The following is a 21,681-nucleotide window of genomic DNA, read 5'->3' as shown; positions in this document are numbered from 1 at the left end:
GAGAACAATAATGGAGAAAATTCATTTAGCAAATATTATAAAGTCATTTTTTCTTGGTCTCTTCATTGGCGTTATACTACTGTTATATGGCAATGAAGACGTAATATTTTCATATAAAGTCTCCATGGTATTAGCCAGCGGAAGCATTGGATTTTTAATTGGTTTTATTTCAGAATGGTTAACAACAAAACTGCCAATCAGTATAGCAAATGCACGAACTTACTTTTTAATAAATAACTTAATTGCCTTAATCGTTACTACATTGATTATGGCATCTTTAATGATGACTACAAGCAGTGAAATGCTAAATAAAGGGGAATTCACTACAACATTATGCATTGTGCTTGGCATAATTTGTATGGCAAATTTATTTGATTATCTAATGTATCGTAGAACGCAAAATAAGTTAAAAAAATTTAAATCAATGATTCAGGATAATAAGCTCTAAATTTAATGATTTCGCAAAAATATTTATTCCCTTTATACTGTGATCCGCTCAATGTATTTAGTTTTCCGCAGGGGTTGAGATAAAATGGCGTAGGGTTTCAGAACCCTATGCCATTTTTATTGAAACAGGATGGTTATGATCAAACCCTTAATTTTACTTATTGTTCAAAATAAGATTATCTTCAAAACTTGATTTTGTTATAAAATTGTTCAGCCCATTCCAATCATTTTAAAGTGTGTTAGGACAGTGTGATGGATATTGAAGGATGTCCTACTCCTAATTAGAAAATCTTTTGGATAGGGGGTTATTTGATTTGTCGTAAATAATCCGATAGTTTTATAATGAATAGACGATTAACAAGAGGAGTTGAAAAAATATGTTCGCAAGAAATAAAGGTTTTTATCTAGTGTTATCGATGCTAGCAATCATTTTTGTTTTGACGGGTTGTGGTACAACTAAGGATAGTGAAAAAACAGAAGGGAACAATGCTAAGGAATCGAAAGAAACGGTGGATTATGCATCAGAAGTGAAGGAAAATCCGATTGTGACGATTACAATGAAAAATGATGAAAAAATCGTCATTGAATTAGAGCCCACTGTAGCACCAAATACAGTCGCTAATTTTATTTCATTAGTTAAAGAAGGGTTTTATGATGGTCTTATCTTCCATCGAGTTATTCCTGATTTTATGATTCAGGGTGGAGATCCTTTAGGGAATGGTACTGGTGGAACTGATTATTCGATTGATGGTGAGTTTGCTTCCAATGGTTTTGAAAATAATATGAAGCATGAACGTGGTGTTATTTCAATGGCTCGTTCGCAAGACCCAAACTCTGCAGGTTCACAGTTTTTCATTATGGTAAAAGAAGCATCACATCTGGACGGGGAATATACTGCTTTTGGGAAAGTAATTGAGGGCATGGAAACAGTAGATGCAATTGTTGCTGCTGAACGAGATGGTGCAGATAAACCACTAGAAGATCAGCAAATGAAAAAGGTGGAAGTGGATACCAAGGGCTTTGATTATCCAGCACCTAAGGTAAATAAATAAGCAATGTGATGCTTAAGCCGATTTTTTTTACTAAAAATCGGCTTTTTTTAATGGGTGTAAGCTACAATTTCTTTTGCATTGAAATAAGCCATAAAAAATCATCCTCTATTAGTAGTTGAATGTCTTGCCCCTGATTAATTAGCTGTTCTGCTTTATGCTGTTTGGTACTTATACCACGACGTTTATCTCCGAGAATGACGAAATCAGTTTGCTGTGTAACGACCCCTTGCAACAGTCCTCCACAAGCTTTTACTTTTTTGGCAGCTTCAGAACGAGTCATCGTAGAAAGAGCGCCCGTAAAAACGATTTGTTTATTAAAAAAGGGGTGGATTAGACTTTCGGCTGGATCAGAAAGGAAGATGATTTCTGAGTTACCCTTATTAGTCATGATGGCTCTCCTTAAGGTTCTTTTTTAAATACAATTTGATCAATAAATAAATGTCTAAAATTTGGGTCTATGCTACATTAAAAAGCTAACATAGACATGAATTCACAATTGACTGCTTTTATTACTTTTAGCTGTACTGCATTTGTATTTGTGTTTAAACACAATGCCTTCATTATACAAAAATTGTGCAATTGTTTATGTTATACAGCCTTAAAAACGATATACTGTTTTGCCTCTGCGTTCGGCTTTAGTAGTTGAAGGTATAAATGGGAGGAGACATTATAATTATGATTTGAATAGAGCAGATAAAGCACTGTATTTAGCAAAACATGTAGGACGTAATCGAGTAAATGTTTATAAAAAAAGCTAAAATATACACTCATTGAAGGAATGATGTATATTTTAGCCTTTTTATTACCAATTCGTGTGGAAAACACCTTGTGTATCAATACGCTCATACGTATGGGCGCCGAAATAATCTCGTTGTGCTTGCAGAAGATTAGCATTAGATGAACCAGTTCGATAACTATCATAATATGTGAGAGAAGCGCTTAAACATGGGAACGCATTACCTACTTGAATGCCTTCACATACTACTTTTCTCAATGCGTTTTGATAGCCCTTTGCCTTTTCTGCAAAGTAGGGGTCAATTAATAAATTATCTAGTGCTGATTGATTTTGGTAAGCTTCACTAATAACATTTAAAAACTCTGCTCGAATAATACAGCCACTACGGAAAATTAGCGCGATATCCTTTAATGGCAAGTTCCAGTCATAAAGCTCAGATGTCATTTTATATTGTGTAAATCCTTGTGCGTATGCGCAGATTTTCCCCATATAGAGAGCTTGTCGTACGTATTCTACCCATACATCCTTTTCTAGATTCTGCTGATTGTTGTTTGGTCCTGTTAATACAGCCTCTGCACGAACTCGTTCCTCTTTTAATGATGAAATATAGCGAGCAAATAAGGCTTCTGTAATAATCGATGTAGGAATGCCATTATCTATAGATTGTATACTTGTCCATTTTCCAGTTCCTTTTTGACCAGCTTTATCAAGAATCATATCAATCAGTGGTAATCCTGTTAAATCATCTTTTTTTCTTAAAATTTCAGCTGTAATTTCGATTAAATAACTTTTCAATTCGCCTTCATTCCATGTTTCAAAGATATCAGCGATTTCCTCAACGGATAATCCTACATTTTTTCTTAAAAACGTATAGGCTTCTGCAATTAGCTGCATGTCTGCATACTCGATTCCATTGTGCACCATTTTAACAAAGTGACCTGCACCTTTAGGGCCAATGTACGTACAGCATGGTATACCATTCACTTGTGCTGCGATCTTTGTAAGAATAGGAGCGGCTTTATCATAGACCTCTTGATCTCCACCAGGCATGATAGAGGGACCTGTCAATGCGCCCACTTCACCACCTGAAATACCAATCCCTAAATAGCCGAATCCTAAGGCTTTCAATTCATCGTATCTACGTTCAGTATCTTTATAGTGAGAGTTACCACCATCCATAATCACATCACCTTTTTCAAGGAAAGGCACTACAGACTGAATAACTGAATCAATGGCTTTTCCAGCTGTAACCATCAAAAAAATCTTTCTTGGTTTTTCTAAAGATTGTACAAATGCCTCTATTTCATAGTAAGGAGTAAGCGCCTGTCCTTCAACTTTTTGTAGCAATTTGTCAGTTAAATCTCGTGTGTAATTATAAACGGCTACTTGCTCGCCCTTATTAGCCATGTTTAAGGCAATGTTGCTGCCCATAACACCTAAACCAATAACGCCTATTGTGTTTAACATTTATGCTCGCTCCTTTTTTAACTTTCTTAAACAAATAAACTAAGTAATAAAATAAACCCTAAACCAGCTACAGATACAATGGTTTCTAGCAACGTCCATGTAGCAAAGGTTTCTTTCATGCTTAACCCAAAATATTCTTTAAACATCCAGAATCCAGCATCGTTGACATGTGAAGCAATTAAACTTCCTGCCCCTGTTGCCAGCACTACTAAGGCAAGATTCACATCACTTTGTCCTAACATTGGAATTACTAGCCCAGCAGTTGTTAAAGCAGCAACTGTAGCAGAGCCCAATGAAATTCGTAAAATGGCAGCAATAATCCATGCTAATAAAATCGGTGATAAGGTAGTTCCATGGAATAGTTCAGCTACATAATCACCAACACCACCATCGATTAATACTTGTTTAAAAGCTCCACCGCCACCAATGATTAAAAGCATCATGCCAATATGCGAGATTGCTGTTGTACAGGATTCCATTACTTGCTTAATGGGAATTTTTCTTGCGATCCCCATTGTATAAATAGCCACTAATAAGGAAATTAACATCGATGTACCAGCTTCACCGATGAAGCGGATACCTGCTAGGAAGGCGTTATCTTCAAATCCTATTGTTTTTTGTAGCAGTGTAATAATAGTAGCAAAAGACATTAGAATAACAGGTAATAGTGCAGTGAACACACTAATTCCAAAACTAGGCGTGTCCTCTAGTTCAAAGGTTTTTTGTTCACCTAGAGAGGCAATATTCCCAGTTTTGTTGAATGATTCAGGCACTAACTTTTTAGCCACTTTTGTAAATAATGGCCCTGCTAAAATAACAGTTGGAATAGCGATGATAAATCCATAAAGCAATACTTCTCCGATGTTTGCCCCAAATTCACCAGCAATGACGGTTGGGCCCGGATGAGGTGGTAAAAATCCATGTGTAACAGATAATGCTGCGGTCATAGGGATTCCAAGATACAATATAGATACCTTCAATTGTCTAGAAATGGCGAAAACAATAGGGATTAATAGCACTAATCCTACTTCAAAGAACAGTGCAACACCGATAATAAATGAAGCTGCTACAACGGCCCATTGAATATTCTTTTCACCAAATTTATTCACAAGGGTCATGGCAATGCGCTGTGCACCCCCTGAATCAGCGATTAATTTACCTAGCATAGCACCAAGTCCAAATATTAATGCCAAGTGACCTAACGTGCCGCCTAATCCTGCTTCAATCGTTTTTACAATGACATCTAAAGGCATTCCAAGAGCCAATGCCACAACAAATGAAACAATGATTAATGAGATAAACGTATTTAATTTAAAGCCCATTATTAAAATTAACAGTGCGATAATACCAATACCTACAATAACTAATGGCATGTATTTTCCTCCTCTTTAGTCGGGCTTAATTATGCTCCTTTGATAATGAGCAATAGACGCATAATCGTCTGCTAACACCCTAGATAAACGAATGAAAATTGGAAGCAACTGTCTATATTCTTTTGCCGCCTCTTCCATTGGTGTATGTTTATAGGTGTCACCAATCATATCAGCAACAATCTCAAAGGAATTAATTTTTTCGATAGCATATAAACCTAAAATACAAGCACCAAGACAGGAACTTTCATAGCTTTCAGGTACTACTACTTCCGATTCAAAGATATCGGCCATCATTTGTCTCCAAATCTCAGAGCGTGAAAAACCTCCTGTTGCTTGAATGCGAGTTACAGGGCTTTCCATACATTCGAGTAATGCTAAATACACGGTGTATAAATTGTAGATAACCCCTTCAAGAGCAGCTCGTATCATATGTTCTTTTTTATGTGCCATTGTTAAACCAAAAAATGAACCACGTACATCTGGATTCCATAAAGGTGCACGCTCACCTGATAAATAGGGGTGGAATAGCAATCCATCAGCACCAGGTCTTACACGATCAGCAATTTTCGTTAACACCTCATACGGATCAATACCAAGTCTTTTCGCTGTTTCAATTTCCGAAGAGGCGAATTCATCTCGAATCCAGCGGAGTACCATGCCACCATTGTTTACAGGGCCACCAATGACCCAATGGTTTTCTGTTAAGGCATAACAGAAAATTCTTCCTTTTACATCTGTTTTAGGTTTATCAATGATGGTACGAATGGCACCACTTGTCCCAATTGTGACAGCTATTTCGCCTTCTCGAATAGCGTTAACTCCTAAGTTTGAGAGAACGCCATCACTTGCACCGATGACAAAAGATGTTTGTGGATCTATTCCTATTTGTCTCGCTAAATGGACATTACAGTCTGTAAATCGTTTAGTTGTTGGAACGAGTGTCGATAATTGTGCTCTTGTAATACCTGCTGTCGTTAACGCTTCTTCATCCCAATCTAATGTATGGAGATTCATCATGCCCATGGATGATGCTAATGAATAATCCACAACATATTGATTAAAAAACTTTTTAAAAATGTATTCTTTAATCCCAATATATTTCTTTGTTTTACCGGCGATTTCAGGATGCTCATTTACTAGCCATGTAATTTTGCTTAATGGGGACATTGGATGAATAGGTGTACCCGTTCTTTTATAAATTTCATGTCCATTCCATTCATCTTTAATTTTTTGTGCCCATGCCTCACTACGATTATCCGCCCAAGTAATGACAGGAGTTAACGGCTGGTCATTTTCGTCTACTGCAATGACACTATGCATGGCACTACTAAAGGAAACAAATAATAATGATTTGTCAGAATGGCACTTCATAATAGTAGATATTGCTTGAAGTACAGCCTGAAAAATCTCTTCTGGATTTTGCTCAGCTGTTGAAATATCGGGTGTATATAATGGGTACCCAATGTTTTCTTGTTGAATAACCTTACCTTGTTCACTGAACAAAACTGCTTTTGTGCTAGTAGTCCCTATATCAACACCTAACATATAGTTAGTCATTTTGTGGCTCAACCCCTTTAGATAGCATTTGCTGTGACCGCCATAGGTCTTCTACCTTCCCTTGAACATCATCGAAATTTTCATGTAAAGATTTAATCATGAGCTCACGATCCTTTGCTCTGATAGCATCGATATACATTTCATGATTTTTCACAATGCGATTGAAATCTTCATATTTTTCTTTGAAGCGCATGCGCATAGATAACAAAATTAACCCTTCCATCACGGGCTTTAAATTATTCCAAATCATTGTGATATAAGAATGTTTGATAGAGCGAATAATAGCCTCATGGAACATAACATCCTGATATGAAAACTCGTCCGCATCGTTATATTTAATGGCAACTTTCATCATTTCCAATGTTTTGCTAAGTTCCAATGCTAAGTTGGTTGTATCCATTTTTATGAGACGTTCAAATACAAATGTTTCAATTAGTAAACGAACATCATAAATTTCTTCAATTTCTTTTTCCGATAAACCGATAACAACAGCACCCATCTTTTCTAATCGAATAATATTTTCAGATGCTAGTATTCTTAAGGCTTCACGAATGGGTGAACGACTTACTTCAAAATCAGCTGCTAGTTTGTTTTCAGAAAGAATGGTACCGCTTTCAATTAATCCTGAAATAATGCGCATTCTAAGTTCGTAAGCAACACGATCTCCTGTCGAAGCTTTAGAAAGCCATTTTTGTGGATATAAATAGTCCTTAGATTCGCTCATAATATCACCTTTTTTGATTTTGAGTATACTTGTATACAAGTATTATAGTCAGAAAGAAAATAAGATTGCAAGCGACTTAATATGAACACATTTATTAGTAATAATGGAATTAGTATTAGGCATGGAAGAAAGAGCCTCAACACTATACTTAGCTAAATAAAAAATTTAATGCACATTCTTTCAGTCCTCCATGGACAAACTTTGGAGTGAGAGGTTCGTAAAACATATAAGTGGTTTTATAACTTTTCAAATAAGCGGTGGAGGGATGGTTATGTCAAATATGAATAAAAATCGTAAAAATGCAAAAGCAAAAGAAACGATAAGTGCAAGCACAACAAACCAAAAACTTCATCAGGAAGAGTTTGGATCTGAATTTGAGCTTGATGCGGCTTCAGCACAAGTAAATAACCTTGCTGAAACGCAAGGAAAATCAGGTATCAAGCAACCAGTCAGTGAGAGAACTGCGTGGCACTAGTTTATATTTGACAACTATTCAACACATTGAGCGGAAGAACTAAGGAATAAGCCTTAGTTCTTTTTATAGCCTGGGAAATATTGTGTTTATTTATGATTGAATTAATTTCTTCCGTACATATTTTTTGAGCATTTTATAATACTACATCTAGAGGAATGAAAATTCTTTTAGGAAGGGAAGATGTTAAAATTGGCTAAACACTCAGACACAAGTTGGAAGCAGGATCATCCGAGTACATTGTTTAGTAATTCGGTGCAAAAGGCAGATCGTTTGTTAAAGCATGCAAAGTCACATCCTGAGGAAATAGCTTTAGAACATGCTTTTAATCAAATTAAGCATGCAGAGAATGCACGTTTCAATGCAGAACAATATGGTGAACATTTGGATACTGTTCAGCAAAATAAAGAGTATCTAGAGCAGATTAAACAGCAATTACATGAAATGAAAGACGATATGGGTAGACAATAACAGACAAAATGGCTTAAATCCACACAGAGGGGTTTAAGCCATCGTTGTTTTAATGGTGAAGTTAACACCAAACAATGATTTCATATGGTGTAGTTTGAGCAGGAATACTTCTAGTAGAAGGGCCATAAATGACAATGAGATTTCGATTGGCAGGACTTTTGGAAAAAGGCTGCCCGTTTTTAAGCGACATAACGGTAGTAGGAGAAAGATTTAATTGCAATTGTCCATCACTACTCACAAGCTGCTGATTAAACAAGTCTACCTTTACATTTTGATAATTGCTTTCTTTGACAATAATTAAAGCACGGTATTGAGGTGGGTAGATCATCGGTACAGGTGCATCACCATCATAATAACCCGTTACCCATTCACCTGCTGTAACCACTTCATGATGAACAAAATAAGTAGAAGGAGAAATGACAAAATTGACGACACCGCCAACTCCATCTTCTAAGGTCATCATTTTATAACAACCTTCTTTGTCTCCATTTTGTCCTACTGGAAAATCACTTATTTGTGTGATGACACCTCGAAAAGATTTAAAATTAACCATAGCCATTCCCTTCTTACATATTTCATATTTGTACCGTATCACTTTATTGTATGTAGTATTGGAAATTTAGGTGACAGGCAGTAACTAGGGATTACTATTTTTTATGAACCCATCTATACTGAATATGTTTACTATAAAGCTAGAGGAGTGGAATCTATTGAAGTGGATTTCTAAAAATAAGAAAATCTTTCTATTTTTAATTTTTGTTGTCATTGTTATTGCAGGTGTACTCGATATTAAATATGAGGGCTTGTTCTATCAACTATTACCTACATCAATGCAAACATTTTTATCTGATTTATTTTAAAATGTTGAGAACCGTACCTAAAAATTAGACACGGTTATTTCATCAGGTAGTATGGGCAATCTCCAGGCAGAAATCCAAAGAGCTACCGATTTAATATAGGCAGCTCTTTGGATTAAGCACAGCAAACAAGGATTGGAAAAAATATTGTTATTCTATGCTATCAGCCCAAATCTCCTTACCATCTTCAGAATGGCTATAGGTATGAGGCACCGAAGCTTCAATGATGTCTGCAAATCCCCAATGGGAAGATAAATCTTTATAAAAATCCTTGTACAGGTTCATTTTTGAAATATCCATTTTTCTATTAAGCATCTTATTTAAAAACTTTGCTAATTCTGCTCTTGTGATTAACTCGTTTGGCATGAATGTGCCATCAGGATAACCTTCTATCCATCCCTTAGCATTAGCGGAGTTAATATACGGAAAAGCCCAATGGTTATTTGCCATATCTGTAAAGTGATTTTCTGCAGTAAGAACCAATTCAGAAAATCTTGAGGCTACAGCAGTAAATTCAGCTCTACTTATGAACTGGTCAGGCTTAAACGTTCCATCAGAATATCCTTGCAAGATACCATAGCTCAAAAGCACGTTTATTCCTTCCGAATACCAAGCATTTTCCTTTACGTCTTTGAACGTAGCATGGATTGAATGATGTTGATTTTGCTTAAGCAAACGGAAGAGTATCATAGCAACTTCCCCGCGGGTCGCAGAGTTATTCGGTCTAACGGTTCCATCAGGATATCCTTTAATAAATTGGATGTGAGTGTCCCTTTCAAGTTCAGCCTTAGTGATCTTTATTATTTTGACCTTCACCGTTTCGCTTCGTGTTACTGTATGACTCCAGTTTGTATCCACTAACTGGTAGCCTTCAGGAATTTGTAGAAGGTTAGATCCCAGAATTTGATCGACATAAGGCTTGTTGATGCGCTGGGAAGACACGAATTCACCATCGTCGTTCAGGTATTGGATGGTTACATCCAGCATGGATGGCGGTGCTACGCCGGAGCCTTGAATGCCACCTGGTTCTCCACCGGGATTGCCGCCTGGCTCACCACCGGGATTGCCGCCTGGCTCACCACCGGGATTGCCGCCTGGCTCACCACCGGGATTGCCGCCTGGCTCACCACCGGGATTGCCGCCTGGCTCACCACCGGGATTGCCGCCTGGCTCACCACCGGGATTGCCGCCTGGCTCACCACCAGGATTGCCGCCTGGCTCACCACCAGGATTGCCGCCTGGCTCACCACCAGGATTGCCGCCTGGCTCACCACCAGGATTGCCGCCTGGCTCACCACCAGGATTGCCGCCTGGCTCACCACCAGGATTGCCGCCTGGTTCACCACCGGGATTGCCGCCTGGTTCACCACCAGGATTGCCGCCTGGCTCACCGCCCGGATTAGACCCTGTATATACTGGTCTATACGTGTAGATGACCATATGGTTTGTGTCCTTTTCAACCGTTATAACCACCTGACCGCTACTACGATACTCCGCTGTTACATCCTTTCCATCGACAGTTACTTTTCCTACTTCATAGTCTGGAACTCTAACAGCTTCAGCTTTGTAGTTAGTACCTTGATCTAAATTGTTGTATATTGTAGGTGCTGCCACTTGACTGCCGTCCATTTTCAGGTGTTTAACCGTTACAGCTGAAGATTTGACGTAGTGAAATTGCACTACGTTAGACGTATAATTCCTCGCTGAATTGTTATTGACAATCATGGAAGCGGAGTACCAATCTTCAATCCCCAATCCAGGGATATCGTCAATAGCACCAGCGTACTTGTGCTTTGCTGTTAGCTTGAAAATCACTTTCTTTCCTATATATTTTTCAAATGGAAATTTACCTTCTGATAATGTCAAAGTCACTTCCGGGGAATCCTTATCATCATCATTCAAAGTAACATCATAGGTATTAGACTCAATTTCCTCACCCTCACATAGCAACTTTATGTCGGCAAGACCATTTTCTAGTAGCATGTAATGAAGAACAGGGTTAACAACTACAGACTTGTATCCCGTTGTATCTGCCAGAAACGCTATTTCCGCTTCAAACACGAAGTCTTCGTCAAGAGTCTTTGCTGTTACTTCTTTATAGGAGTGTTCATCAGCGTCTGAAACTTGCAGTTTAATTACGGGAGCATAGCTGCCAATGAACTGACCATTTGGCCAATAAAATGCTGCGAACAAGTCTCTACCGCCAACAGTACTATCCTCAGTATCTAAAATTGTTGCTTCAATCCAATAATCCTCGATATGTCGTGGTTCAATGACCTTAGTTTTGAAGGTTATTTTATAGGAATGTGGCTGCGCAAGCAGATCCGAATCCGTGATTTTAACTTTGATGTTAGAACCATCTTCAGTAAACTCATACTGCGAATCGTTTAAAAGCCCCTTGCCACCTGGAACTATTATCCCAGCTTTATTATAATTAGCCTGCACAACCGCAATAGAGCCAGGTACATACTGATGTTGCTTATCGATTGTATTTATTATAGTCTGGATGTCAAAAATCTGATGAGGATCAATTCTCATCGTCCACTGAATTATGGTGTCTTCCTTTGCGTCATCATTTGCCACACCCCAATATGAAAAAATATATGAGTCTGGGAGTGGAGGCGTTCTCTTAATGGTAACTGGAACTGTAACCGTACTTTGTGCCCCTTTAAAGTCCACTTCAAAGGCCAAGTCAACATTCGCATCGGCATCGTATACGTATAAATTAACGGCTGCCCCCAGTTTAAGTGTAGCTTCAAATGAAGTGTACTTTACTATCCCTTCAGTAAACACGATCGTGATCAGGTTATGAGTTATCGTAACTTGAGCCACAGTCTCATTTTCTTCACCAGTTAAATCAAGTGTTGATGCCACGCCCAGCAGCTCCTCAGGTATCTTTATCGTGACCGTATCGCCAGCTTGAATACCTTCTTCACTTTTTAATGTCACATCCAGATTCACACGTGTCTGAGGTTGTGGTAGTATAGCAGAGCCATCTTTGGCTGTTACCTTAATCCCAGTGAGGATGCTTGTTTCTAATGCTTCCGCTGTTACTGGAGTTTCCTCTGTTACTGGAGCTTCCTTTGTTACCGGAGTTTCTTCTGTTACTGGAGTTTCTTCTGTTACTGGAGTTTCCTCTGTTACTGGAGTTTCCTTTGTTACCGGAATTTCCTCTGCTGACACTACAGAAAGGGGAGTTATTAATGGAAGGATTATCCCCATAATTAAAGTAAGTATCACTGTCAATATTATTAATTTATTTAATTTAAATGTCATTCCCTTTACTCCTCTCCTTGCTTATTTTCTAGATAAAATGAAATACAGCCAATCAATCCAAATAATTGCATAAATTAGCTCCTTTCAAAACTTAGTAAAGTTCAATACAATCGATATGGATTGTACTGAACTGATAGACACTTCTATTATGGAAAAAAAGTTAAGAGGATTGGGTTTCAAAATTGCTTTTTCTGATTCCGTAAATGATATGTTACTTTTCACGTACTTTTAAAAGTTTCATTGTGTAGAACAACACAGCTTGTTTATGTGGGCTCAAAAAGAGAAGAGGGATATATATAATTTTAGTTTATTCCTGTTTTTTGTTTACCATATTGAATGGCTCAGACGATAGTTTAAGCCGTCTTTGTTTTAATGGTGAAGTTAAAACAAAGCAATGATTCCATATAATTAAAGTAATTAAATAAAGAAGTGAAAAAGTAAAACAGAAAACTTATTGTCACTATAAGTTTTCTGTTTTTCAATGGTATTATAGGAAAAATTTCATCGTAAAGAAGGAAGTGAAAGTATAATGGATCAATGGATGAAAGCACTTGAAACATTCTTGAAAGATTGGCAAGGCAGAGAGGATGTCATAGGGGCTCTAGTTTGTGGGAGTTACGTTACTGGAAATCCCTCAAAGCACTCTGATATCGATGTTCATATTATTTTGGCAGACCATGTAGAGTGGAGAGAAAGAGGCAATCATGTGATTAATGGCTTTTTAATTGAATACTTTGCGAATCCACCAGGTCAAATTCGAAGGTACTACCAAGATGATTTTAACGAACGTAGGACTATGTCTATGGTGCAATTTAAAACAGGTAGAATCTTATTTGATTATACTGGAATAATAAATGTATTAAAATTAGAGGCTAATGAATGGTTAGGTAAAAATTATAAAGCAATAAATAATACGCTTCTTGAAATAAAAAAATATAGTTTATGGGATGCACTAGATAACTTAAAGGATTGTTATGAACAAGAAAGAAAAGACTTTACCTTTGCCTATCATAACGCATTAGCAAATTTGTTTATGGAGTACTGTCATTTTTTGAATTTAGAAAGGATACCCTCTTATCAAATTTATGCCTATCTTGAAGATTCAAACTACCTTCAAAAATATAGTAAACGAGCATTTCCAGATGATTCTTTTAAAAACGTGTTTGTCCATGCCATACAGGAAGAAAATGCACAGCAGAGGATGGCGTTATATGAAACATTAGTCGATTATGTGCTAATACAAATGGGTGGTTTTCATATAGATGGCTGGCATATACAAAGCCCAATCGATAGTTCATCTTGAGGAATGTGAGCTAGTCTAGAAACAAGACGGGCACCCTATTCCATGTTATTATATAAGTATAATAATAAAAAAGAATCTATTTTTTATGAAAATGTCAACCATTTTTAGGCCGATTATTCCATAAAGCTTAAAAAATCCTAGTTTTATCTAGAATAAAAAGTGAGTTTTTTTCTTGAATTATGAATAGAAAGGCTCGAAAAAAGCTGATAACTCTCATATAAATAGTTGATATTTTAATCTTGAACTAATTGTGATAAACTGCAATAAGGTAATAATTGATACAGAAATGGTGTGCTCCGAGGTTGGTCCATGGCTTACAGTACTTCTAAAGCGGGAGTGCTTACATCCTTTCTGCAAATCTTAATATATAAGGAAGGTAAAAATGAGTAACAGACAAATTAAATCAGATGTTATCTTAATTGGTGCCGGAATCATGAGTGCAACTTTGGGAACATTACTTAAAGAATTAGCACCAGATTGGAAAATTACAGTGTTTGAAAAGCTTGAGAAAGCAGGCGAAGAAAGTTCTCACGAATTGAACAATGCTGGAACTGGACATGCTGCACTATGTGAGCTGAACTACACTTCAGAGAAAAAAGACGGATCAATCGATATCAAAAAAGCGATTAATGTTAATGAACAGTTCCATGTTTCAAGACAATTTTGGTCGTATCTTGTAAACAATAAGCTGATCAATAATCCACAAGACTTCATTATGCCTTTACCACATATGAGTTTAGTACAAGGGAAAGAAAATGTTGAGTTTCTAAAAAAACGTCATGAAACGATGATAAAAAATCCTTTATTTGAAGGAATGGAATTCTCAAATGACTCTGAAACACTAAAAAAATGGATTCCACTTATTATGGAGAACCGTCCAGAAGATGAAGACATTGCTGCAACGAAAATTGACACTGGTACAGATGTTAACTTTGGTGCTTTAACTCGTATGTTAATTGACCACTTAAAAGCAAAAGATGTGGATGTTAACTACAACCATAGTGTTGAAAGTTTAAAACAAGCTAGTGATGGTTCATGGGAAGTACATGTACATGATTTAGACGGCTGTAAAATGGAGTATCATTCAGCAAAATTTGTCTTCCTTGGAGCTGGTGGAGGAAGCCTAGAATTGCTACAAAAATCAGGTATTCCTGAAGGAAAGCATATTGGTGGATTCCCAATTAGCGGTTTATTCTTAGCATGTAATAAACCAGAAGTGGCTGAACAGCATCATGCAAAAGTATACGGAAAAGCAAAAGTTGGTGCCCCACCAATGTCAGTTCCGCATCTTGATACTCGTTATATTGATAATAAAAAATCATTACTATTTGGACCTTTCGCAGGTTTCTCTCCGAAGTTCTTAAAAACAGGTTCAAATATGGATCTATTTGCTTCTGTAAAACCGCATAATATCACAACATTATTAGCGGCAGGCGTTAAAGAGATGGGATTAACGAAATATCTTATCCAACAACTAATGCTTTCAAAAGAGCAACGTATGGAAGAGTTACGTGATTTCATTCCAAATGCGAATAGCGATGATTGGGATATTATCGTAGCTGGTCAACGTGTACAAGTAATTAAAGATACAGAAGCTGGCGGTAAAGGAACACTTCAATTTGGTACAGAGGTTGTAAGCGCTTCTGATGGATCGATTGCAGCTTTACTTGGAGCTTCACCAGGTGCATCTACTGCTGTACATGTAATGCTTGAAGTTCTTAATAAATGTTTCCCTCAACATATCAATGAGTGGGAAACAAAAATTAAAGAAATGATACCATCTTACGGTTTATCGTTAGCAGAAAACCCAGAGCTTTTAAAAGAAATTAATGCAACAACAGATAAGGCACTTGGTTTAAAATAAAGGTAAATAATGTAGTTTTTTAAGGAAGAGCTCTCAATCTATTTAGGTTGAGAGCTCTTTTTAATTTATGAACATCTTTTCCTGGGAAATTTTGTAGTTACAATATTTATTTAAATGATTAAGCTACAAGACATTGGGACATTTCATGAAATATCAGAGATTGCAATATATATCTATACGGGTAATATAGGTGTTAGTCATAGATGGAATATAGTAAACCAAATCTTAAAGCGTTAAAGTATTAATATCTTTAACGCTTTTTTTATTGTTCTAAACTCGAATCTTTGATAAGCAGAATGCAATAGAGTGTTTGACATATGCGGCACAATAGAACAGTAGGACAGCTACTAGTAATGCTAGAGGAATGCTGAATATAACGGGGAGTTCTACACCATACCAGATGCCCATTTTAATTTGGTCCAGTCCGAATGTCCGTAAAAAGCCAGCTAGTATTGATAAAACGGCGCTCAGGAGTAAGCCAGCGTAAAGAACAGACAATACAACAAGAGCCAATGAGCAGAAAAAAGCTTGTAGCAATTTTAGGAATGTCATTCCTTTTCCCTCCGTATAACATGATGTACCTTTGCGGTAGGAGCAATAGTATATTCATCAGAATAGTAAAGTGTCTCAATCTGACAATTTTCTCCCACAACGACAACTTCACCGTCAACAACCTCTGCTTTTGTATAAGAGAGTTGTAAGTGTCTCCCGTTTATGGTTTGACAACTTAATTTTTTCTTAAATAAAGGAAGAAGCGTAACTTTATCTTTTTCTATTAAAATAGTCTCAGCCATTAACCTGCCTATTTCACTTTCCCCTGACAATTTTAAATGAACATCCGTTGCCTGAATTTCTACAGCCTTTACTATTCCAATTGCTTCGAATAGTTGGCACTGCATTTTTTCTTCAACCACCAATTTTCCCGTACTGTGGATCTTACGGACACGACCAGTTCGTATTTTTAAATTCCCTGCGTTTGTCAGTTCATCCATTTCACAATAATCCTTTAAAGTACATGAACCTGTGCTGTTAAATGTCTGTGTGGTAACAGGAAAGTAAAAGGAGCTATGGCCATGAGTGGATACTTTTTTTAAATGTACTTCTTGGTGTATAGATACAGCTCCTCGAATATTTAATTGCTCATATTCGGCATCCAGATTTTTAATACTGCCATTCGTTAGTGTTAAAGTACGAAGTTTTTGAAACATAAAAAGTCACCTCAGTTTATTTAATTAATATATATTTTAATAACTAAAATATATATTAATTAAAGTATATGTAACTTCCATTTGTCAAGAACCAAGAATACCTAAAGTTGAACAATAAAAAAAGGATTTCAATGTTGTTGAAATCCTAAAAAATTTTATTCATTAATTGATTTACCTCGCGTAAGATATTGGACATGTCTGTGAGTTTATCCTGAGAAAACTTTAAAAAGATTTCTTGGACCTTCTTGTCACCCGTATTTGTTAAAGCCATTTTGACCACACGACGATCATTATTTTCTCTCATTCGTTGTATCAGCTCTAACTTTTCCAGTTTATCGCACATGGAAGTCACAGCCCCAGGCGTTACGCTAAAGAAATCAGCAATTTCTGTTGCCTTCATACCGTTATTTATTTTTAGTTGAAGAAGTAGAATTAACTGGTTTTGTGTTAACGCTTCCCCTTCTGATAAAAGCTCAACAAACATTTTTGACTTTTGCTGTATTTCCAGCATTTCTTTCATAATGATTTCTACATTGTGTAGGTTTTCTACCATTTAATCACACCCGTTAAAATATTTAATAATTGAATTATATAGCAAGTAAATAAATCTTTCCAAGAAGAAATGATTTTATAATTCTTTACGTTATGTGAAGAGGGAATATTTAATTCGTCGCGTTATTTAGCAATTGTCCTTCTAGATAGCAAATTTGCCCCAATATTTGATAGACGGATAACGGCTTTTCCTTATTTTCTTTGTTAATAAGTTAAGTTGTTTATGCTCAGCCGCTGTTAGGTAAGTTTCTTCAATCTTTGTCATATTAATAGGGGGAGAAAACGAGTACGGTGTCTAAGAAATGTGGAAAGAGCATGTAATGACAAGTCATCAAACATGCTCTTTTCAATATGAAGATTTACTTATTTAAAGGTCGCACGCATCCATTCAAAAAATCTATCCTTTTCTTCAAATTGAGGGTAGTGTGCGGATTGTTCATAAGCTATAAATTCCTTTTTTTTCGCATTAATTTGATCAAAGTATGTCTTTGCTGCCTTGGATGATGTTTGATAGTCATAGTCACCCATTACAAAATAGAAGGGCAATTCAAGTTTAATGACCTTAGTAGGGAGTGGGTGCTGCATTACCTCATTTAATAATGTATTTTGAGAGAATGATAAACCATAGTTATAGCGGATAATATCTAATAAATTATACTCCGTACTGAAAAACATCCCTAACATGTTTCCATCCGGATTATCAATGAGTCTTGAAGCCCCACCATATTTGTTTACGTAATTTCGGGGTGTAAATGTCTTACCACTGTTAATTTCTTCAGTTAACTTTTGTAAATGTAAAACATCGTCTGTGTTGCCTTTTAGTTGAGCTTGGTTGATGGTGTAATGTAAACTATCGATTTCACTTTCAATGGTATTACTCATTTGACCAATACCGATATAAGCTTCGTACTTTTCAGGAGCCTTAGCTGCAGCTTGTGTGGCGATATAAGTACCATAGGAGTGGCCAATTAAGATAACTTTTTCTTTGTCTAGACGTTTGGCTATATAATTAGTCAGTGCTAATAAATCCTTCACCAGCAAGTCAGACGAAAGATTAGAATAGTCTTCAAAAAAATGATAGGATTTCCCACTAGCTCGTTGATCATAATTGACTACTGTAAATTCAGTTTCTAATAAATCTTGATATTTTTTAGCGTAAGGTATTTCAGAGCAACCAGGTCCACCATGTACAAAAATGATAACGGGATTATCTTTGTTATGCCCACGTATCATTATTTCATGGTCACTGCCATTGATTTCTACCTGTTCTAAAGTACTAATGCTGTTAGTCTTTTTTAAAGAGGATGTCCATGTTGGAAAAAGAAGTGCCATTAGTAGAAATAAGGTAAGGAACATGACAAGATATTTAATAAATTTTTTAATAGATTTCATAGAATACCCTCTTTACATGCGTTTCATAAAAGTAGCATGATACATTCTTCTTTTATACACATAAAAGTACATACTAAGAGGCCACCATAGCGTAACAAAAATAGGGTAGATTGCCCAAATAACGCTTGGTGAAGAAACAATGTTCACTATAATGAAAAAGATACTAATGAGAATTGTAGCTGTAACGGAGAATGCTACAAAAGTTTTTCGTTGAGCATGATATAAAGCTAAAGGCCACCACATGACTAAAAATGCGGGATAAATCGCCCAAGGATATTGAGGAGACACAATGATATTGAGTAAAGAATAATAAATGATTGTGGATGCACAGCCAAACAGTGCGGTTTTTAATGTTTTTGCTTTTTCATCTAAGTACATAAGGATTGGCCACCAAATAATTGGATAAATAGCGTAAATGAACCATAAATGATTTGGTGCGTATATATAATTCTCAATAATAAGAAATGCGATGATCATGACACTACAAACGATGGAATATTGCTTATACATTTTTTTAGACATAAAAAACAAAGTGATTGGCCATAGCAAAAGTAATAAACAAGGATAGATAAACCACATTGTTTGAGGTGATGTCGTGTAGTTGACGATTCCTAAAAAGATCATCGTCATCAAACTTCCGGCTATAGAAAAGTTAATAAAGTTCTTCATGTTTATTCACCCCATCTCTTACGTGACCACACAAAGTACATGGATAAAGGCCACCAGAGTATCGCGAATATTGGATAGATTGCCCAAATCGTATGTGGTGTGTAATAAAGATTAATAAAAATAAAAAATGCAATAATTAAGCCACTACCCCAAATGGAAAACTCTAAGTTCAATTTAGCCATGTTTTTCTTTGCAGGTTCCTTGACGCCGAGTTCTTTTTTTAAGTCTTCAATATCTCCAAATTCTACAATTGCTTTATTGATGGCATCCTCCTGTTCTTTTCCTTGGTCCATTAAATAAAATACTTTTTCTTCAAGATTTTCAATGATTTCTTGTTTGACCAATTCAGTCTCGTTGTTACGAGGAATATCCTTAAAAAGCTCATCAATATGGTTTTTTATTCTTTTCATTCTAAGCCCTCCATAAATAAATCGATTATTTCTTTTACTTCCGACCATTCTTTCACTAACTCATTTAAATAGGCTTTACCTAATGAGGTAATGCGGTAATACTTTCGTTTGCCACCATGTGAAACATCCCCATAATAGGCTTCAATAATTTCTTTTTTCTCGAGACGTTGAAAAACAGCATACAAAGTTGCTTCTTTAATTTGAAATCGATTGTTTGTACGGAGACTTATTTCCTGAGAAATCTCGTAGCCATAACGGTCTTTTTCTGAAATTAGCCGTAAAATAATCGAATCCAAGTGTCCTCTGATAATATCGCTGCGAACCATAAGTCACCTACTTTATTTTATTGCTCTATCTGTCAGAGTAATATTAACAAACATTACTCTGCCTGTCAAAGTAATTTTTTTCTCTTTTATTATGCAGTTATGTCGAGAGCCTCTCCATGAAAAAACTCCATTCACTGAAAAGCCCAGAAGGACAATTTCATAGCGAATGGAGTGTGATCAATATTTTTACATATACAATGCAGCAAGAAAAATTCCTAAGGATTCATCATAAATGTCATCAAACTGGCTTATTGGCAGAGGATTAGTACCACTTCCTAACTCAACGGTAAAGCCAGGTCTACGCCAATCTTGGATAAACCAATCTTTATAGCCTGCATAGCTCCCAGCAGATTGAATGGGCTCATAGCCACTTACGCGACTAAACTCATTAACAAGCACCTCTGATTCTGGAGGTTCAAGATTTTCAAAGCCCCAATAAATAACGCGGCCCTGTGTATGCAAGGCTAGTACTCTTGAAAAATCGCGTTGCTTGGTCAAGTCAGCTATTGCAATGGCTTCAGGTTCGGATAAAGGACTTTCGCCACTATAGTCTCTTGGTCCAGGTGTTTTAGGATTACGAGCTCTTTCTAGTTCCCATTTTGCAGGAAATTGATCATTCAAATCAATACCATGGATATTTGCTTTCCAACCAGAAAAATCAGAGCTAGCATTATTCCATGCAATTAGTTGATTATTTAATGTTTCATCACTTGGAGGGCCTTGTATAACTAAATCTACACCATCAGGATTCACCATCGGCACTATAGAAAGGTTCGTTTGCTGATAAAGAGAGAATGGAGAAACGCCACGAATACTACTTTGATTGGTGAGGGCGAGCAAATAGTCATTTAAAAATGTTAGAATAATAGGTGTAGTAATCCATTCGTTTGCATGGAATGAGCCGTTATAGTGAACTCGTTTTGCTCCATTGCCGATTAACAGCTCAGGTAGTTCTTTCCCTAAAACGGAACTTCCAATGATTGATCTGAGGAGAAATGGATATACGTTAAGAAGCTTTTTAATATCATTCATCATAATGTTGTAAGTGTAATTTTGCTTTCCTTCAACTAAACGCCATGTAATACGTTGAGGTATACGAATCATCTGCCCAATTTGTAAGCGATTTGGATTGAGACCAGGATTAACGAGTAAAATGGCGACGAGGGGAAGGTTTCGACTTTGTGCAATCTGCCAAAAAGAGTCCCCTTGCTTGATCTGATAGTTGATGGTCACAAACCCAGGAATACGAATGCGTTGTCCAACTCTTAAAAATTGAGGATTTATATTTTGATTGGAATCTAAGATGAGTTGAAGAGGTATTCTAAACACTTCACTGAAATGCCAAAGTGAATCTCCTGGTCTTACGATTATGTCCACATGTACTCTCTCCTTAATTAGAAATGGTTCGGTTCCATATAAAATGTATATGAAAAAGGCATAGACTTATTAATAAGAAATTGGCAAAATTTCTTTGTTACAACTACTAAAAGAAGAGATACTTCGTTGTTTTTGCATGTATACTAGT

Annotated in this window: 22 protein-coding genes; 7 read left to right on the top strand and 15 right to left on the bottom strand. The window is 36.4% G+C overall.

What is annotated here, in order from left to right; genetic code table 11:
- Positions 1-10: 10 nt before the first annotated feature.
- Positions 11-448 (top strand): hypothetical protein, encoded by a 438-nt coding sequence (locus tag GJU32_RS17035; protein WP_155593126.1) that lies wholly within the window; start codon positions 11-13, stop codon positions 446-448.
- A 376-nt stretch (positions 449-824) separates the two neighbouring features.
- Complete coding sequence (locus GJU32_RS17030; RefSeq protein ID WP_155593125.1) at positions 825-1,499, top strand: peptidylprolyl isomerase; 675 nt, start codon at positions 825-827, stop codon at positions 1,497-1,499.
- Between the two features lie 61 nt (positions 1,500-1,560).
- Here the strand turns inward: GJU32_RS17030 and GJU32_RS17025 are convergent, their stop codons facing one another.
- The 5 genes from GJU32_RS17025 to GJU32_RS17005 form a co-directional block, all read right to left on the bottom strand.
- Positions 1,561-1,887 carry a BRCT domain-containing protein gene (locus GJU32_RS17025; protein ID WP_155593124.1) on the bottom strand — a complete coding sequence of 109 codons (327 nt, stop codon included), beginning with the start codon at positions 1,885-1,887 and terminating at the stop codon, positions 1,561-1,563.
- 414 nt (positions 1,888-2,301) lie between these two features.
- Entirely contained in the window at positions 2,302-3,702 is a 1,401-nt protein-coding gene (gene gnd / locus GJU32_RS17020) for a decarboxylating NADP(+)-dependent phosphogluconate dehydrogenase (protein WP_155593123.1), read from the bottom strand.
- Positions 3,703-3,728: 26 nt separating this feature from the next.
- Positions 3,729-5,075: a GntP family permease gene (locus GJU32_RS17015; protein WP_155593122.1), complete on the bottom strand. Its 1,347-nt coding sequence runs from the start codon at positions 5,073-5,075 to the stop codon at positions 3,729-3,731.
- A 15-nt stretch (positions 5,076-5,090) separates the two neighbouring features.
- Positions 5,091-6,632, bottom strand: coding sequence for a gluconokinase (gene gntK, locus GJU32_RS17010; protein ID WP_155593121.1), 1,542 nt, complete (start codon positions 6,630-6,632; stop codon positions 5,091-5,093).
- Positions 6,625-7,356: a GntR family transcriptional regulator gene (locus GJU32_RS17005; RefSeq protein WP_155593120.1), complete on the bottom strand. Its 732-nt coding sequence runs from the start codon at positions 7,354-7,356 to the stop codon at positions 6,625-6,627. Before GJU32_RS17005 ends, gntK begins: the two co-directional genes overlap by 8 nt.
- Positions 7,357-7,627: 271 nt before the next feature.
- On the opposite strand from GJU32_RS17005, the gene GJU32_RS17000 reads away from it, so the two are divergent.
- Both GJU32_RS17000 and GJU32_RS16995 read left to right on the top strand, forming a co-directional pair.
- The gene (locus GJU32_RS17000; RefSeq protein WP_230875077.1) at positions 7,628-7,831 is read left to right on the top strand and encodes a hypothetical protein; all 204 of its coding nucleotides are present in this window, start codon (positions 7,628-7,630) and stop codon (positions 7,829-7,831) included.
- A 189-nt stretch (positions 7,832-8,020) separates the two neighbouring features.
- The gene (locus tag GJU32_RS16995) at positions 8,021-8,299 is read left to right on the top strand and encodes a hypothetical protein (protein WP_155593185.1); all 279 of its coding nucleotides are present in this window, start codon (positions 8,021-8,023) and stop codon (positions 8,297-8,299) included.
- A 61-nt stretch (positions 8,300-8,360) separates the two neighbouring features.
- Here GJU32_RS16995 and GJU32_RS16990 read toward each other — a convergent pair whose 3' ends face one another.
- Positions 8,361-8,852, bottom strand: a complete 492-nt coding sequence (locus GJU32_RS16990) for a hypothetical protein (RefSeq protein ID WP_155593118.1) — start codon at positions 8,850-8,852, stop codon at positions 8,361-8,363.
- A gap of 157 nt (positions 8,853-9,009) precedes the next feature.
- On the opposite strand from GJU32_RS16990, the gene GJU32_RS16985 reads away from it, so the two are divergent.
- Positions 9,010-9,159, top strand: a complete 150-nt coding sequence (locus GJU32_RS16985) for a hypothetical protein (RefSeq protein WP_230875076.1) — start codon at positions 9,010-9,012, stop codon at positions 9,157-9,159.
- A gap of 147 nt (positions 9,160-9,306) precedes the next feature.
- On the opposite strand, the gene GJU32_RS16980 is transcribed toward GJU32_RS16985, so the two are convergent.
- A complete protein-coding gene (locus tag GJU32_RS16980) occupies positions 9,307-12,432 on the bottom strand; it encodes an S-layer homology domain-containing protein (protein WP_155593117.1) in 3,126 nt (1,041 codons plus the stop codon).
- 541 nt (positions 12,433-12,973) lie between these two features.
- Here GJU32_RS16980 and GJU32_RS16975 point away from each other — a divergent pair.
- Together GJU32_RS16975 and mqo are read left to right on the top strand one after the other, a co-directional pair.
- Entirely contained in the window at positions 12,974-13,735 is a 762-nt protein-coding gene (locus tag GJU32_RS16975; RefSeq protein WP_230875075.1) for a nucleotidyltransferase domain-containing protein, read from the top strand.
- 382 nt (positions 13,736-14,117) lie between these two features.
- Positions 14,118-15,599 (top strand): malate dehydrogenase (quinone), encoded by a 1,482-nt coding sequence (gene mqo / locus GJU32_RS16970; protein WP_155593115.1) that lies wholly within the window; start codon positions 14,118-14,120, stop codon positions 15,597-15,599.
- Between the two features lie 270 nt (positions 15,600-15,869).
- On the opposite strand, the gene GJU32_RS16965 is transcribed toward mqo, so the two are convergent.
- The 8 genes from GJU32_RS16965 to GJU32_RS16930 all read right to left on the bottom strand — a co-directional run bounded on the left by GJU32_RS16965 (position 15,870) and on the right by GJU32_RS16930 (position 21,533).
- Complete coding sequence (locus GJU32_RS16965) at positions 15,870-16,151, bottom strand: hypothetical protein (RefSeq protein WP_155593114.1); 282 nt, start codon at positions 16,149-16,151, stop codon at positions 15,870-15,872.
- Complete coding sequence (locus GJU32_RS16960; protein WP_155593113.1) at positions 16,148-16,807, bottom strand: hypothetical protein; 660 nt, start codon at positions 16,805-16,807, stop codon at positions 16,148-16,150. The genes GJU32_RS16965 and GJU32_RS16960 overlap by 4 nt, the downstream gene beginning before the upstream one ends.
- 145 nt (positions 16,808-16,952) lie before the next feature.
- Positions 16,953-17,360 carry a MarR family transcriptional regulator gene (locus GJU32_RS16955; protein WP_155593112.1) on the bottom strand — a complete coding sequence of 136 codons (408 nt, stop codon included), beginning with the start codon at positions 17,358-17,360 and terminating at the stop codon, positions 16,953-16,955.
- Between the two features lie 362 nt (positions 17,361-17,722).
- A complete protein-coding gene (locus GJU32_RS16950; RefSeq protein ID WP_155593111.1) occupies positions 17,723-18,751 on the bottom strand; it encodes an alpha/beta hydrolase in 1,029 nt (342 codons plus the stop codon).
- A 12-nt stretch (positions 18,752-18,763) separates the two neighbouring features.
- Positions 18,764-19,420: a hypothetical protein gene (locus tag GJU32_RS16945; protein WP_155593110.1), complete on the bottom strand. Its 657-nt coding sequence runs from the start codon at positions 19,418-19,420 to the stop codon at positions 18,764-18,766.
- Between the two features lie 2 nt (positions 19,421-19,422).
- Positions 19,423-19,830 carry a permease prefix domain 1-containing protein gene (locus GJU32_RS16940; protein WP_155593109.1) on the bottom strand — a complete coding sequence of 136 codons (408 nt, stop codon included), beginning with the start codon at positions 19,828-19,830 and terminating at the stop codon, positions 19,423-19,425.
- The gene (locus GJU32_RS16935) at positions 19,827-20,156 is read right to left on the bottom strand and encodes a PadR family transcriptional regulator (protein WP_004233468.1); all 330 of its coding nucleotides are present in this window, start codon (positions 20,154-20,156) and stop codon (positions 19,827-19,829) included. The genes GJU32_RS16940 and GJU32_RS16935 overlap by 4 nt, the downstream gene beginning before the upstream one ends.
- Before the next feature lie 186 nt (positions 20,157-20,342).
- Positions 20,343-21,533, bottom strand: a complete 1,191-nt coding sequence (locus GJU32_RS16930) for a M14 family metallopeptidase (protein ID WP_155593108.1) — start codon at positions 21,531-21,533, stop codon at positions 20,343-20,345.
- Positions 21,534-21,681: the final 148 nt, after the last annotated feature.

The organism is Lysinibacillus cavernae, from assembly GCF_009724685.1.
Lineage (GTDB): Bacteria > Bacillota > Bacilli > Bacillales_A > Planococcaceae > Lysinibacillus > Lysinibacillus cavernae.
Note: the sequence above shows the minus strand (reverse complement) of the source record. Positions and strands in the feature narration are given on the sequence as shown.

Excerpts from the sequence above, each read along its gene's own strand:
- GJU32_RS17035 (WP_155593126.1), top strand. The coding sequence starts at position 11 with ATGGAGAAAATTCATTTAGCAAATATTATAAAGTCATTTTTTCTTGGT.
- GJU32_RS17030 (WP_155593125.1), top strand. The coding sequence starts at position 825 with ATGTTCGCAAGAAATAAAGGTTTTTATCTAGTGTTATCGATGCTAGCA.
- GJU32_RS17025 (WP_155593124.1), bottom strand. The coding sequence starts at position 1,887 with ATGACTAATAAGGGTAACTCAGAAATCATCTTCCTTTCTGATCCAGCC.
- gnd (WP_155593123.1), bottom strand. The coding sequence starts at position 3,702 with ATGTTAAACACAATAGGCGTTATTGGTTTAGGTGTTATGGGCAGCAAC.
- GJU32_RS17015 (WP_155593122.1), bottom strand. The coding sequence starts at position 5,075 with ATGCCATTAGTTATTGTAGGTATTGGTATTATCGCACTGTTAATTTTA.
- gntK (WP_155593121.1), bottom strand. The coding sequence starts at position 6,632 with ATGACTAACTATATGTTAGGTGTTGATATAGGGACTACTAGCACAAAA.
- GJU32_RS17005 (WP_155593120.1), bottom strand. The coding sequence starts at position 7,356 with ATGAGCGAATCTAAGGACTATTTATATCCACAAAAATGGCTTTCTAAA.
- GJU32_RS17000 (WP_230875077.1), top strand. The coding sequence starts at position 7,628 with ATGTCAAATATGAATAAAAATCGTAAAAATGCAAAAGCAAAAGAAACG.
- GJU32_RS16990 (WP_155593118.1), bottom strand. The coding sequence starts at position 8,852 with ATGGTTAATTTTAAATCTTTTCGAGGTGTCATCACACAAATAAGTGAT.
- GJU32_RS16980 (WP_155593117.1), bottom strand. The coding sequence starts at position 12,432 with ATGACATTTAAATTAAATAAATTAATAATATTGACAGTGATACTTACT.
- GJU32_RS16975 (WP_230875075.1), top strand. The coding sequence starts at position 12,974 with ATGAAAGCACTTGAAACATTCTTGAAAGATTGGCAAGGCAGAGAGGAT.
- mqo (WP_155593115.1), top strand. The coding sequence starts at position 14,118 with ATGAGTAACAGACAAATTAAATCAGATGTTATCTTAATTGGTGCCGGA.
- GJU32_RS16965 (WP_155593114.1), bottom strand. The coding sequence starts at position 16,151 with ATGACATTCCTAAAATTGCTACAAGCTTTTTTCTGCTCATTGGCTCTT.
- GJU32_RS16960 (WP_155593113.1), bottom strand. The coding sequence starts at position 16,807 with ATGTTTCAAAAACTTCGTACTTTAACACTAACGAATGGCAGTATTAAA.
- GJU32_RS16955 (WP_155593112.1), bottom strand. The coding sequence starts at position 17,360 with ATGGTAGAAAACCTACACAATGTAGAAATCATTATGAAAGAAATGCTG.
- GJU32_RS16950 (WP_155593111.1), bottom strand. The coding sequence starts at position 18,751 with ATGAAATCTATTAAAAAATTTATTAAATATCTTGTCATGTTCCTTACC.
- GJU32_RS16945 (WP_155593110.1), bottom strand. The coding sequence starts at position 19,420 with ATGAAGAACTTTATTAACTTTTCTATAGCCGGAAGTTTGATGACGATG.
- GJU32_RS16940 (WP_155593109.1), bottom strand. The coding sequence starts at position 19,830 with ATGAAAAGAATAAAAAACCATATTGATGAGCTTTTTAAGGATATTCCT.
- GJU32_RS16935 (WP_004233468.1), bottom strand. The coding sequence starts at position 20,156 with ATGGTTCGCAGCGATATTATCAGAGGACACTTGGATTCGATTATTTTA.